The following is a 13,409-nucleotide window of genomic DNA, read 5'->3' as shown; positions in this document are numbered from 1 at the left end:
AGTTCCGGAGGTGAGCGATGACGGAGACGGGTGTCAACTCGACGGCATCGCTGCGCCGTCTGGTGCCTCGAATCTTCTCGAAGGCGCAACCCTCCGGCGCGGTCGACACGCTCATGCGCACGGTGCGGATGCACCATCCGAAAGCCGATCTCTCGCTCATCGAGCGGGCGTACACGGTCGCCGAGCGCGCGCACGAGGGGCAGAAGCGCAAGAGCGGTGAGCCGTACATCACCCACCCGATCGCGGTCGCACAGATCCTCGCCGATCTCGGCATCGGGTCGAAGACCGTTGCGGCAGCGCTGCTGCACGACACGGTCGAAGACACGGCGTACACGCTCGACCAGGTGCGCGCCGACTTCGGCGACGAGATCGCGATGCTCGTCGACGGCGTCACCAAGCTCGACAAGGTCAAGTACGGCGACTCGACGCAGGCCGAGACGGTTCGCAAGATGATCGTCGCGATGTCGAAAGACATCCGCGTGCTCATCATCAAGCTCGCCGACCGGCTGCACAACGCGCGTACGTGGGGCTTCGTGCCCGCGGCATCCGCTGCTCGCAAGGCGACCGAGACGCTCGAGATCTATGCGCCGCTGGCGCACCGACTCGGCATCCAGGCGATCAAGTGGGAACTCGAAGACCTCTCGTTCGCCGTGCTCTACCCGAAGCTCTACGCCGAGATCGAGAGTCTCGTCAAGCAGCGCACCCCGCAGCGCGAAGAGTTCGTGCAGAACGTCATCGACCTCATCACCGACGACCTGAAGGCGGCGAAGATCCGCGGCAAGGTCGTCGGCCGCCCGAAGCAGTACTACTCGATCTATCAGAAGATGATCGTGCGGGGTCGCGATTTCGACGAGATCTACGACCTCGTCGGCATCCGCGTGCTCGTGAACTCCGTGCGCGACTGCTACGCGGTGCTCGGCGCGATCCACGCCAGGTGGACCCCGTTGCCCGGGCGGTTCAAGGACTACATCGCGACCCCGAAGTTCAACTTGTACCAGTCGCTGCACACGACCGTCATCGGCCCGAAGGGCCGTGCGGTCGAGATTCAGATCCGCACCCACGACATGCACCAGCGCGCCGAGTACGGCGTCGCCGCGCACTGGAAGTACAAGGAGCGGATGGCGGGCAGCCGCACCGCCGACAAGTCCGGTCAGAACGAGACCGACATGGCCTGGCTCGCCCACATCTCCGACTGGCAGGCCGAGACGGCCGACCCGGGGGAGTTCCTCGACTCGCTGCGATTCGAGATCGGTGCGAAGGAGGTCTACGTCTTCACGCCGAAGGGCCGCGTGATCGGGCTGCCCGCGGGCGCGACGCCGGTCGACTTCGCCTATGCCGTGCACACCGAGGTCGGCCACCGCACCATGGGCGCGAAGGTCAACGGCCGTCTCGTTCCGCTCGAGAGTGAGCTGTCGAGCGGCGACGTCGTCGAGGTGTTCACCTCGAAGAATCCCGACTCGGGGCCCAGCAAGGACTGGCTCGGTTTCGTCAAGAGCCCCCGCGCCCGCAACAAGATCCGCCAGTGGTTCACCAAGGAGCGACGCGACGAGGCGATCGAGCAGGGTCGCGACGCGATCGCCCGCGCGATGCGCAAGCAGAACCTGCCGCTGCAGAAGCTCATGAACCAGGAGTCGTTCGCCGAGGTCGCCGCTCAGCTGCGATACGACGACGTCTCCTCGCTGTACGCCGCAGTCGGCGAAGGCCATGTGTCGACGCAATCGGTGCTCGAGAAAGTTGTCGCGCTCGTGCGCGACGTCGACGAGGGCGACGAGCCCGACCTGCCGATCCCGGTGCGCTCACGACCACTGCCTCGGCACTCCGATTCCGGCGTGCTCGTGCGCGGTGCCCCCGACATCCTGGTCAAGCTCGCGCGCTGCTGCACGCCTGTGCCGGGGGACGAGATCGTCGGGTTCGTCACGCGCGGCGCCGGCGTCTCGGTGCACCAGGCGAGCTGTCACAACGTGCAAAGCCTCATGCAGGAGCCCGAGCGCATGATCGACGTCGAGTGGGCGCCGAGCTCGAAGAGCGTCTTCCTCGTGCAGATCCAGATCGAGGCGCTCGACCGTGCGGGGCTCCTCTCCGACGTCACGCGGGTGCTCTCGGAGCACCACGTGAACATCCTCTCGGCGAACGTCTCGACCTCGACCGACCGCCTCGCCCTCAGCCGCTTCGTGTTCGAGATGGGCGACACGACGCATCTCGACCGCGTGCTCAACGCCGTGCGGCGCATCGACGCCGTCTACGACGTCTACCGCGTCAGCGACGGCTGACGCGGGAGCGATCGGGCCTGCAGCCACTCGCGGGTGAGGCGCCCCTCGACGCGGTCGAGACGGCGAAGCGCGAGCGCACGATGCGGCATGCGTGCGGCCCCGTCGAGCCGCCCACGCACCAATGCGGCAAGCGCAGGGTCATTCGCGCAGAGCGTGGCGACGATGCCTTCGACCTCGAGGTCGTGCTCGGTGTGCTCGCGGAGCAGATCGAAGGCCGTGCGCACCGTCGTCGTGCACCGCGCGAAGGCGAACTCGGTGATCTCGTCGGCCTCGATCGCGACCTCGCGCACGACGAGGCGTGGTCCTGACACCGCCGCCACGCGAGCGGTGCGGGGCACGCAGAACTGGGCGAGCGCCGGGGGAGACGCGAGCCCGCCGTGCACCCAGGCAGCGGATCGTCGTTCGATCACGAGGGCGCGCGGTGCACGGAGCGCGACGGCGGCCGCACGCAGCGACGGCAGGTCGGGTTCGTCGACCGGCGCCCACCCGTCGCCGATGGGCATCAGTTCACCGTCGATGCGAGCTGCGCAGAGCTCGGCGAGCGAGAGGTCGTCGATGCTGAGCACGTTCGGGAGCTTGGCCATACGAACATGCTCCGGCACGCGCGGCGCTCAGCACGCGGCCGAGCATCATCTGTGGAGAACAACGCGCATCGACATGGCGCCGCGGCCGAGACCGCGTGCCCATGACGAGGAATCAGCCGCCGATCAGCCGCCGACGGCCTTCAGCCAGGCGCGGCGAGCGTCGAGCGCTTCGCGAGCGGATGCCGCGGCCTTCGCGTCACCGGATGCCTCTGCAGCCGCGAGTTCGGCCTCGAGCTTGTCGATCGCGTCGTGCAGCTGGCCGAGCATGCCCTCGGAGCGTGCCTTCTTCTCGGGGTCCTCGCGCTGCCAGCGCTCCTCCTCGAGCGACTTCACGTGGTTCTCGATCTTGCGCAGCCGGTCTTCGACCACGCGCACCTGATCGCGGGGGACTTTGCCGATCTCGTCCCACTTGCGCTGGATCTTGTTGAGTCCGGCGCGGGCCTGCTTCGGGTCCTGCTCGGTGAGCAGCGGCTCGGCCTCGGTGAGGAGCGCGAGCTTCTCCTCGAGGTTGGCGCGGTAGCTCTCGTCCTCCTGCGCGTCGATCTCGGCCTTGGCACCGAAGAGCACGTCGCCGGCGGCCTTGAACTTCGCCCAGAGCGCGTCGTCGAGCTTCTTGCCGGCGCGACCCGCGAGCTTCCACTCGTCGAGTAGGTGCCGGTAGTCGCCGACCGCGTCGGCGCCGCGGGGGGCGAGGGCCTCTGCACGCTCGATGAGCGCCTGCTTGCGCGTGCGCACGTCGCGGTGCGCGGCGTCGAGTTCGGCGAAGAACGCCTTGCGATGCGTCTCGATCGTCGAACGGGCGGCGCGGAAGCGCTTCCAGAGTTCGTTGGCCTCGTTCTTGGGCAGGCGGGGACCGTCTTGCTGGTGGCGCTGCCAACGAGCGAAGAGGTCGTCGAGCTCGGCGGTCGCCTGCTTCCACTGCGTCTTCGCGGGGTCGCCGGCTGCGAGTGCCTCGGCGGCCTCGACGATGGCGGTGCGCTCGGCGACGGCCTCGGCGACGGCGGCCTTCGACTCGGCCTGCTGCTGCTCCGTCAGCTCCTTGGTGGTGCCGGAGAGCGCTTCGAGACGGCGTGCGAGCGACTCGAGGTCGCCGACGGCGTTGGCCGTCGAGACGGTGGACTGCAGGGCGGCGACGGCTTTCGCGACATCCGCTGCCGGTGCACCGCGGCGTACGCGCTGCTCGAGGAGGCCCACCTGGCCGGCGAGATCGGCGTACTTGCGCTCGAAGTAGGCGAGCGCCTCTTCAGCCGAGCCGTCGGGGTACTGCCCGACCGCTCGTTCGCCGTCGCTCGTGCGCACGAAGACGGTGCCCGTCTCGTCGACGCGGCCCCACGGTTGCTGATCTGAATCGGTCACGGCCTCACCCTGTCGTATGTCGGATGCCGCCCGGGGGGCGACGTTGACGGCATCAAGCCTATTGCACCGCCGAGGGGCGGCGCGGGCGCTCACTCGATCGTGAACGCCGTGATCGTGGTCGGCACGACGGGCGCCCCGTCTCCGGCACCGTCGCTGGTGCCCGCATCGATCACGCCGGCACGGAGGGCGTCGAGTCCGCTCGTCACCTTTCCGATGACGGTGTACCCGCCGGTGTCGCCCGGCAGTGTCGTGTCTTCGTAGACGATGAAGAACTGGCTGCCGTGGCTGTACTGGTCGGCGCCGCGAGCCATCGCGATCGTGCCTGCCGGGTAGAGGCCGTCGGCCGGGGCGTTCTCGACCGGGCCGTAGCTGTAGCCGGGGCCGCCGGTGCCGTCGCCGCTCGGGTCGCCGCACTGCAGCACGAAGATGCCCTCGGTCGTGAGGCGGTGGCAGCTCGTGCCGGTGTAGAAGCCCGACTGGATGAGGCTGATCTCGCTCGAGACGGCCTGCGGAGCCGCTGCGCCGTCGAGCTCGACGCCGAGGGGGATGTCGTTGAGCGTGAGGGTGCCGGTCCAGGTGCGGTCCTCGGCGAGGTCGGCCGAGGGCACGTCGCCCTGGTTCTCGCCCTCCGCGGGAGTCGGCGTCGGCGTCGCCGTCTCGGTGGCGACGGGCTCGGCGCCCGGTCCGCCGCTGAAGTAGAAGATTTGCGCGGCCGTGGCCAGGGCGAGCACGACTACGAGCGCGAGCACTGCGATGACGTTGTCGCGGGTGCGCCGGCGCTGCTTCCGGGTGTGGACTTCCTGGCGTGCCTGGTAGGTGCGAAGGCGCGCTCGTTCTTCACGCGCCTGTCGGTCGTTCGATGCCACGCATGCTCCTTCTCGGGACTCCTGCGAGCCGACTCTACGCAAGGCGGGGTGCCCAGACCAATCGCCGCACCGAAGTCGGCGCCGAGATCCGGTGTCGGATGCCGCGACTACGCTGGAAGGCATGGTGGATTCCGGCCCGGGGCTGCGTTCCGGCGCGACCCCGCTCGCGGTGCGCATGCGCCCGACGAGCCTCGACGAGGTGGCAGGTCAACGGCATCTGCTGACGCCCGGTTCGCCGCTCGTCGCCCTCGCCGGCGATCGCTCGGGGGAGTCGGGTTCCGTCTCCGTGATCCTCTGGGGGCCACCGGGCACGGGCAAGACGACGCTCGCCCAGGCGATCGCCCGTTCGTCGGGGCGCAAGTTCGTCGAGTTGTCCGCCGTGAGCGCCGGCGTGCGCGACGTGCGCCAGGTCATGGAGGAGGCGCGCGCGAGCCGTGACCTCTACGGGCTCTCGACCGTGCTGTTCCTCGACGAGATCCATCGCTTCACGAAGGCCCAGCAAGACGCCTTGCTTCCGGGCGTCGAGAACGGCTGGGTCATCCTTGTCGCGGCGACCACCGAGAACCCCTCGTTCTCGGTGATCTCGCCGCTGCTCTCGCGTTCGCTCCTGCTCACCCTCGAACTCCTCACCGACGATGATCTCGGCGTGCTCGTCGATCGCGCCGTCGCAGATGCGCGTGGTCTCGCCGGCAAGGTGGCCCTCGACCCCGAGGCGCGGGCGGCCATCATCCGCCTGGCATCGGGCGACGCGCGACGAGCGCTCACGGCGCTCGAGGCCGCAGCGGTGGCCGCCGCGCAGACGGTGCCCGTGGTGGAGCCGGCCGACGCCGATCACGAGGCCGAGAGCGATGGCGAGGCCGCAGGTGGAGCCGACGGCGAGACCGTGGTCGACGGCGAGACGGCGGCGGTCGACGAGACGGATGCCGCGGCATCCGCTCGGCCGGTGATCACGACCGAGATCGTGGCTCGTGCAGTCGACCGGGCACTGCTGCGCTACGACCGCAACGGCGACGAGCACTACGACGTCATCAGCGCGTTCATCAAGTCGGTGCGCGGCAGCGACGTCGACGCGTCGCTGCACTACCTCGCGCGCATGATCGAGGCCGGCGAAGACCCGCGGTTCATCGCCCGGCGCATCATCGTGCTCGCCTCCGAAGACATCGGCCTCGCCGACCCGACCGCGCTCGGGGTGGCCGTGGCCGCAGCCGACGCCGTGCAGTACATCGGCATGCCCGAGGGGCGCATCCCGCTCGCGCAGGCGGTGGTGCACCTGGCCACCGCCCCCAAGTCGAACGCCGCCTACCTCGGCATCAACCAGGCGATCGCCGACGTGCGTGAAGGCAAGGCGGGCCGGGTGCCGAAGCACCTGCGCGATGCGCACTATCCCGGAGCGAAGCGGCTCGGGCACGGCAAGGGCTACAAGTACCCGCACAACGACGAGATCGGCGTGGTCCCGCAGCAGTACCTGCCCGACTCGTTGCGCGGGGCCGTGTATTACGAGCCCACCGAGCACGGCAATGAGCGCGAGGTCTCGGCGCGCCTCGCGAAGCTGCGGCGCATCGTGCGGGGCGAACGGTGACCCTCGAGCTGAACGGCCGCGGCGGGCGGCGCAGCGACGTCGTGATATCATTTCCGTTGGCCTGAAGCCTGATTCTCGAGCGCGGCTGCGAGAGAGTCACCGGCGAACGGGTGCGATCTGTAGCCGATCCACCCTTGGCGAATCCCTCTGACACAGATTCCGGCGCACGTTCGCGCCGTGAATTCACTTGAGATTCTTCCGAAAGGACATTCGTGTCGAACCAGTCACGTAGCAAGACCCGCCTCTCCCGTGCGCTCGGCGTCGCCCTCACCCCGAAGGCCGCCCGCTACATGGAGAAGCGTCCGTACGCTCCCGGCGAGCACGGCCGCACCAAGCGCAAGCAGGACAGCGACTACGCCGTTCGTCTGCGCGAGAAGCAGCGCCTGCGCGCCCAGTACGGCATCCGCGAGAAGCAGCTGAAGATCGCCTACGTCGAGGCCAAGCGCACCGACGGCCTGACCGGTGAGAACCTGGTCGAGCTGCTCGAGATGCGTCTCGACGCCATCGTGCTGCGCGCCGGCTTCGCCCGCACCATCTCGCAGGCGCGCCAGTTCGTGGTGCACCGCCACATCCTCGTCGACGGCCAGCTCGTCGACCGCCCGTCGTTCCGCGTGAAGCCGGGCCAGCTCGTGCACGTCAAGGCGCGCAGCGAGGGCACCGAGCCGTTCCAGGTCGCCGCTGCCGGCGGTCACGTCGACGTGCTGCCCAAGCTCCCCGCGTACCTCGAGGTCGAGCTCGACAAGCTCCAGGTGAAGCTCGTCCGTCGACCGAAGCGCGCCGAGGTCCCCGTGACCTGTGACGTGCAGCTGGTCGTCGAGTACTACGCAGGTCGCTGACGCAGAGCAGTGCAGGCAGGGGTCGCGGGGTTTCCCGCGGCCCCTGTGTCGTACCCGGCGAGTGCCTGCGGCACGGCCACTAGACTGATGCGAGGCGTGCCGAGCGCACTGCCGGGCGACACATCGATCAGGGAGCAGGAGCACCTCGTGAAGAGTATTCTGTGGTTCACCGTCGGCGTCGCGGCCGGATTCGCGGTCGCGCACCAGGTCAACCAGACCAAGCAGGGGCGAGACTTCTTCTCCGCGGTGGACGCGAAGGCCCGTGCCTTCGGCCATGCGATCGCCGAGGGCTACCACGCCCGCGATGCCGAGCTCCGCGCCGAGCAGGGCGAGACGCACACGGCCCTCTGAGTCGACGCGCACGACGCCGACACCAACGGCACCAACGCGAACGACATCGACGCCGCTGCGGGCGACGTCGCCCACGAATGTTTGGCCCGGAAGCCCCGGGCACGACCGAGAACGGAACCATGCAGACTGCCGACATCCGCCAGCGTTGGCTGGACTTCTTCGCCGAACGCGGCCACACCGTCGTGCCTTCGGCGTCACTCGTCTCCGACGACCCCACGCTGCTCTTCACGGTCGCCGGCATGGTGCCCTTCGTGCCGTACCTGACGGGTCTCGTGCCCGCGCCGTACCCGCGCGCGACGAGTGTGCAGAAGTGCATCCGCACGAACGACATCGAGGAGGTCGGCAAGACCCCTCGTCACGGAACGTTCTTCCAGATGAGCGGCAACTTCTCGTTCGGCGATTACTTCAAAGAGGGCGCCATCTCGATGGCGTGGGAGCTGCTGACGACGCCCGAGGCCGACGGCGGCTACGGCTTCGATCGGAACGACCTCTGGGTCACGGTCTACGAAGACGACGACGAGGCGATCGAGCTCTGGAAGAAGGTCGCCGACCTCCCAGACGAGCGCATCCAGCGACTCGGCAAGGACACGAACTACTGGCACACCGGCCAGCCGGGCCCTGCGGGTCCCTGCTCCGAGATCTTCTTCGATCGCGGCCCCGAGTACGGCATCGACGGCGGCCCGGCCACCGACGACGACCGCTACGTCGAGATCTGGAACCTCGTGTTCATGCAGTACCTGATCGATGACGTGACGTCGAAGACGGACTTCCGCATCGTCAAGGAACTGCCGAAGAAGAACATCGACACCGGCATGGGGCTCGAGCGCGTCGCCTTCATCAAGCAGGGCGTCGACAACATGTACGAGATCGACCAGGTGCGCCCGGTGCTCGACCGCGCCGCCGAGCTCTCGGGTCGACGCTACGGCGCGAACCACGATGACGACGTGCGCATGCGCGTCATCGCCGATCACGTGCGCTCGGCCCTCATGCTCATGAGCGACGGCGTGAGCCCGTCCAACGAGGGGCGCGGGTACATCCTGCGCCGGCTCCTGCGCCGCAGCATCCGTGCCATGCGCCTGCTCGGCGTCGAGGGCCCCACCTTCCGCGAGCTCTTCGCCGCGTCGCGCGACGCGATGAAGAGCGCCTACCCCGAGGTCGCGAAGGACTACGCGCACATCGAGCAGCTCGCCCTCGGCGAGGAGGAGACCTTCCTCCGCACGCTCACCGCGGGAACGTCGATCCTCGACCTGGCGGTCGGAAAGACCAAGCAGTCTGGTCGCGGCGAGCTCGCCGGCGACACGGCCTTCCTCCTGCACGACACCTACGGCTTCCCGATCGAGCTCACGCTCGAGATGGCCGACGAGGCGGGCCTCGCCGTCGACCGTGCCGCGTTCGACACGCTCATGACCGAGCAGCGCTCGCGTGCCAAGGCCGACGCCAAGTCGAAGAAGAAGGTACTCGCCGACCTCTCGGTGTACGCCGAGTTCCGCGCCAAGGGCGAGACGATCTTCACCGGCTACTCCGAGCTGTCGACGGCATCGAGCGTGCTCGGCGTGCTCGTCGACGGCCGGCCCGTGCCGTTCGCGACCGCGGGCCAGACCGCCGAGGTCATCCTCGCGGAGACCTCGTTGTACGCCGAGTCCGGCGGCCAGGCCCCCGATCAAGGGCGCATCGTCGGCGACGGCTTCGAACTCGAGGTGCTCGACGTGCAGAAGCCCATCAAGGGCCTCATCAGCCACACCGTCAAGGTGACCAAGGGCGAGGTCGGCGTCGGCGTGCCGGCCACGACTCTCGTCGACGAGCAGTACCGGCGCGGCGCGACGCAGGCCCACTCGGGTACGCACCTCGTGCACGCTGCGCTGCGTCAGGTGCTCGGCCCCAACGCCCACCAGTCGGGCTCGTTCAACAAGGCCGGCTACCTGCGTCTCGACTACGGCTGGAACTCGGCGCTCTCGCCCGAGACCCGCAGCGAGATCGAGGAGATCTCCAACGCCGCGATCCGCGACAACCTCGAGGTCGTCACGCGCGAGATGCCGCTCGACGAGGCGAAGTCGCTCGGTGCGATGGCGCTCTTCGGCGAGAAGTACGGCGACGTCGTTCGCGTCGTCGACATCGGCGGACCCTGGTCGCGCGAACTCTGCGCCGGCACGCACGTGTCGACGAGCGCCGAGGTCGGCATGATCAACATCGTGGGGGAGTCCTCGGTCGGCGCGTCGAACCGCCGCGTGGAGTCGCTCGTCGGCCTCGACGCCTTCCGGCGCTTCGCGTCGGAGCGTGCGCTCGTCTCCGAGCTGACGTCGTCGCTGAAGACCCGGCCCGAGCAGCTCGTCGACCGTGTCGGCGAGCTCGTCTCGAGCCTGAAGGCCGCCGAGAAGCGCATCCAGCAGTTCGAGGCACGCGCGCTGAACGACCGCGTGCCCGCCCTCGCGGCGAAGGCGGGTCGCACGGGCGAGGTACTGCTCGTCGCCGAGACGGTCGGCTCGCTCGGCACGAGTGATGAGCTGCGGGCACTCGCGACGTCCGTACGATCGCAGCTCGGCGACGCGGCATCCGTCGTGGCCTTGACCGCCGAGGTCGGCGGCAAGCCGGTCGCGATCGTCGCCACCTCGCCGGCCGCCCGCGACGCAGGTGCGAACGCCGGCGCCCTCGCGAAGACGATGGCCGGAGTGCTCGGCGGCGGCGGCGGCGGCAAGCCCGACCTCGCGCAGGGCGGCGGCAGCGACCTCGCGGCCATCCCGGCCGCGCTCGACGCGGTGCGCTCGGCGCTCCGCGGGTAGTCGGCGTGCGAACCGGGGCGAGGCTCGGGGTCGATGTCGGGCGCGCCCGCATCGGCGTCGCCCGATGCGATGCCGGCGGTCTGATCGCGACCCCGATCGAGACGGTGGCGCGTGCGACCGACGGCGACGCCGACGTCGCGCGCATCCTCGACCTGGCGAGGGAGCACGAGGTGATCGAGATCGTCGTGGGCAATCCGCTGTCGCTTTCAGGCGCCTCGACGCCGTCGACCGACGATGCGGTGGCGTTCGCCGAGCGACTCGCGAGCAGCGGGATCCCGGTGCGGCTCGTCGACGAACGCCTCTCGACCGTGAGCGCCCAACAGGCGCTCCGCGCGACCGGGAAGTCGACGCGCAAGCAACGTCCCATCGTGGATCAGGTTGCAGCCGTTATCATTTTGCAACACGCCATCGACGCCGAGCGGGATTTCGACCGCCCGCCCGGACGGACGATCGATACCCCCGAAGGGCCATCCCCCCTGTGACCCAGCCTCCCTCCGACCGCGACTCCGATCGCGCGACCGCCGAGTGGCACGCGATGCTCGCGGGCGACGCTCCGGTTCGAGCACCCAGAGCAGCGGATGCCGCGGCTCCCGGCCCGTCGCCCACTGCGGCGCCGTCCGGGGCGTCGACCGGGCCGACCGCGGCGCAGCCGCCGTCGGAGGGCCGACCGATGACTCGGCGAGAGGCCCGGGAGGCGGAGCAGCGCCAGGCGGCGGAGGCCGAAGCGGCAGCCGTGCTCGCGGAGGCCGGCCCGCCCGCCGCGGCGGCTCCCGGCCTGCCGTTGTTCGAGTCGATCGTCGCGGAACCTGCGGCACCTGAACCCGCCCGGCCCTCACGAGCCGAACGACGCGCCGTCAACTCCGACCCGCACGAGCCCGAGAAGCCGAGGCGACGCGGGGCGTGGGGTTGCCTCATCGGCCTCCTCATCGTCGCGGGGCTCGGCGCCGGAGCGTACTTCTTCCTGCAGGGGCCGATCGCCGCAGTCGTCGAGCGGTTCACCCCGGCGGCCGACTTCGAGGGCACCGGCACCGGCGAGGTCGTGTTCATGATCCACGACGGCGAGACCGGCTCCGACATCGCGACGAACCTCGTCGACGAGGGCGTCACGGCCTCGTACGACGCCTTCTACGACCTGCTGCTCGAGCAGAGCCCCGAGCCCGAGTTCCACCCCGGCGCCTATCAGCTCGCCGAGGAGATGAGCGCGCAGGCCGCCCTCGACGCGCTGCAGGATCCCGCGAACAAGCTCGAGAACACCTTTGTGATCCCCGAGGGCACCTCGCTGCCCGACGCGCTCGTCTCCATCTCCGAGGGCACGGACGTGCCGCTCGAGAACCTGCAGGCCGCGGCGGCGGAACCGCCCGCGAGTTACGGCCTGCCCGCTGAGGCGACGACGCTCGAGGGATTCCTCTTCCCGGCGACGTACACGCTCGAGCCCGGTCTCGACGCGCATGCCGTGCTGCAGACCCTCGTGAACCGTCAGTTCGAGGCGCTCGACGCCGCCGGCGTGCCGGCCGACCAGCGGTGGCGCACGATCGTGCTCGCCTCGATCGTGCAGCGCGAGGCCGGGTCGAACCTCGACGACTTCCCGAAGGTCGCGCGGGTCTTCCAGAATCGCCTCGACCAGGGCATCAACCTCGAGTCCGACGCGACCGTCGCGTACGGCACGGGCAACACGCACACCGTGTGGACGACCGACGCGGAGCGCGCCGACGCGTCGAACCTGTACAACACCTACGCGAACCCGGGCCTCCCGATCGGCCCGATCGGCAACCCCGGCGATGTGGCGATCAACGCCGCGATTCACCCCGCCGACGGCACCTGGCTGTTCTTCGTACCGGTGAACCTCGCGACGGGGGAGACGGTCTTCTCCACCACGGTCGAGGAGCACGACGCGGCGGTCGCCCGCCTGCAGGAATGGTGCGCGCTCGACGAGAACGCCGCGTACTGTGAGTGAGCTCCGCCGGCTCGCGGTGCTCGGCTCTCCGATCTCGCACTCCAAGAGCCCGCTGCTGCATCGCGCGGCGTATGAGCGACTCGGGCTCGACTGGCGGTACTCGGCAGTCGAGATGGACGGCGACCGGCTCGGCGAGTTCCTGGGCGGACTGGATGCCTCGTGGCGCGGGCTCTCGCTCACGATGCCCCTGAAGCGCGACGTGCTGCCACTGCTCGACTCGATCGACGAGGTCGCCGCCATCACCGGGGCCGCGAACACCGTGCTGTTCGGCGATGGCGCTCGGCGCGGCTTCAACACCGACGTCGGCGGCATCGTGCGCACGCTGCATGAAGCTGGCGTGTTCGAAGCGAGTCGTTGCGTGCTGCTCGGCGGCGGCGCGACGGCGGCGTCGGCGCTCGTCGCGATGTCCGATCTCGGGGCGCGCGAGGTTCGCGTGCTCGTGCGCCGACCGGGGGCTGCAGCTCCGCTCGTCGAACTCGGTTCGCGTCTCGGCGTGCAGGTCGGCGAGGGCGGACTGGCCGAGTTCGCGACGATCGATCGTGCCGATCTCGTCGTGAGCACCGTGCCCGGTGGCACTGACCTCGGCGTCGCGGCATCCGCTGGTCTGACCTCGTCGGCGGCGCTGCTCGACGTCGCTTACGACCCCTGGCCCTCTCCGCTGGCGGCCGGCTGGATCGCCGGCGGCGGCACGGTCGTGCACGGTCTCGGGATGCTGCTGCACCAGGCGCTGCTCCAGGTGCGGATCTTCGTGAACGGCGACCCGAACGCGCCGCTCGACGATGAGGACGCCGTGCTCGGCGTCATGCGCGCGGCGGTCTCCTGAGCCTGTGGAAGGA

General features: G+C 69.6%; 11 protein-coding genes. 8 read left to right on the top strand and 3 right to left on the bottom strand.

The window, feature by feature from the left end; translation table 11 throughout:
* Positions 1 to 17 precede the first annotated feature (17 nt).
* Positions 18 to 2,270, top strand: coding sequence for a RelA/SpoT family protein (locus VPH61_RS09150; protein WP_332063193.1), 2,253 nt, complete (start codon positions 18 to 20; stop codon positions 2,268 to 2,270).
* Here VPH61_RS09150 and VPH61_RS09145 read toward each other — a convergent pair.
* From VPH61_RS09145 to VPH61_RS09135, 3 genes are all read right to left on the bottom strand, one after another.
* Positions 2,249 to 2,854 carry a hypothetical protein gene (locus VPH61_RS09145; RefSeq protein ID WP_332063192.1) on the bottom strand — a complete coding sequence of 202 codons (606 nt, stop codon included), beginning with the start codon at positions 2,852 to 2,854 and terminating at the stop codon, positions 2,249 to 2,251. The genes VPH61_RS09150 and VPH61_RS09145 overlap by 22 nt on opposite strands.
* A gap of 123 nt (positions 2,855 to 2,977) precedes the next feature.
* Entirely contained in the window at positions 2,978 to 4,210 is a 1,233-nt protein-coding gene (locus VPH61_RS09140; protein ID WP_332063191.1) for a DUF349 domain-containing protein, read from the bottom strand.
* An 89-nt stretch (positions 4,211 to 4,299) separates the two neighbouring features.
* Positions 4,300 to 5,076, bottom strand: a complete 777-nt coding sequence (locus VPH61_RS09135) for a peptidylprolyl isomerase (RefSeq protein ID WP_332063190.1) — start codon at positions 5,074 to 5,076, stop codon at positions 4,300 to 4,302.
* Positions 5,077 to 5,197: 121 nt separating this feature from the next.
* On the opposite strand from VPH61_RS09135, the gene VPH61_RS09130 reads away from it, so the two are divergent.
* From VPH61_RS09130 to VPH61_RS09100, 7 genes are all read left to right on the top strand, one after another.
* Entirely contained in the window at positions 5,198 to 6,655 is a 1,458-nt protein-coding gene (locus VPH61_RS09130) for a replication-associated recombination protein A (RefSeq protein WP_332063189.1), read from the top strand.
* Positions 6,656 to 6,867: 212 nt separating this feature from the next.
* A complete protein-coding gene (gene rpsD, locus VPH61_RS09125) occupies positions 6,868 to 7,491 on the top strand; it encodes a 30S ribosomal protein S4 (protein ID WP_056009326.1) in 624 nt (207 codons plus the stop codon).
* Positions 7,492 to 7,638: 147 nt separating this feature from the next.
* Complete coding sequence (locus VPH61_RS09120) at positions 7,639 to 7,842, top strand: hypothetical protein (protein ID WP_332063188.1); 204 nt, start codon at positions 7,639 to 7,641, stop codon at positions 7,840 to 7,842.
* Positions 7,843 to 7,961: 119 nt separating this feature from the next.
* Positions 7,962 to 10,619 (top strand): alanine--tRNA ligase, encoded by a 2,658-nt coding sequence (gene alaS / locus VPH61_RS09115; RefSeq protein WP_332063187.1) that lies wholly within the window; start codon positions 7,962 to 7,964, stop codon positions 10,617 to 10,619.
* Positions 10,620 to 10,624: 5 nt separating this feature from the next.
* Entirely contained in the window at positions 10,625 to 11,101 is a 477-nt protein-coding gene (ruvX, locus tag VPH61_RS09110; RefSeq protein WP_332063186.1) for a Holliday junction resolvase RuvX, read from the top strand.
* Positions 11,098 to 12,573 (top strand): endolytic transglycosylase MltG, encoded by a 1,476-nt coding sequence (mltG, locus tag VPH61_RS09105; RefSeq protein ID WP_332063185.1) that lies wholly within the window; start codon positions 11,098 to 11,100, stop codon positions 12,571 to 12,573. The genes ruvX and mltG overlap by 4 nt, the downstream gene beginning before the upstream one ends.
* Positions 12,566 to 13,396 carry a shikimate dehydrogenase gene (locus tag VPH61_RS09100; RefSeq protein WP_332063184.1) on the top strand — a complete coding sequence of 277 codons (831 nt, stop codon included), beginning with the start codon at positions 12,566 to 12,568 and terminating at the stop codon, positions 13,394 to 13,396. The genes mltG and VPH61_RS09100 overlap by 8 nt, the downstream gene beginning before the upstream one ends.
* Positions 13,397 to 13,409 lie beyond the last annotated feature (13 nt).

Origin of the sequence: Agromyces sp. CCNWLW203, assembly GCF_036576125.1 — a bacterium.
Classification (GTDB): domain Bacteria; phylum Actinomycetota; class Actinomycetes; order Actinomycetales; family Microbacteriaceae; genus Agromyces.
Note: the sequence above shows the minus strand (reverse complement) of the source record. Positions and strands in the feature narration are given on the sequence as shown.

Coding starts and splice junctions, on each gene's coding strand:
- VPH61_RS09145 (WP_332063192.1), bottom strand. CDS start 2,854: ATGGCCAAGCTCCCGAACGTGCTCAGCATCGACGACCTCTCGCTCGCC.
- VPH61_RS09150 (WP_332063193.1), top strand. CDS start 18: ATGACGGAGACGGGTGTCAACTCGACGGCATCGCTGCGCCGTCTGGTG.
- alaS (WP_332063187.1), top strand. CDS start 7,962: ATGCAGACTGCCGACATCCGCCAGCGTTGGCTGGACTTCTTCGCCGAA.
- VPH61_RS09130 (WP_332063189.1), top strand. CDS start 5,198: ATGGTGGATTCCGGCCCGGGGCTGCGTTCCGGCGCGACCCCGCTCGCG.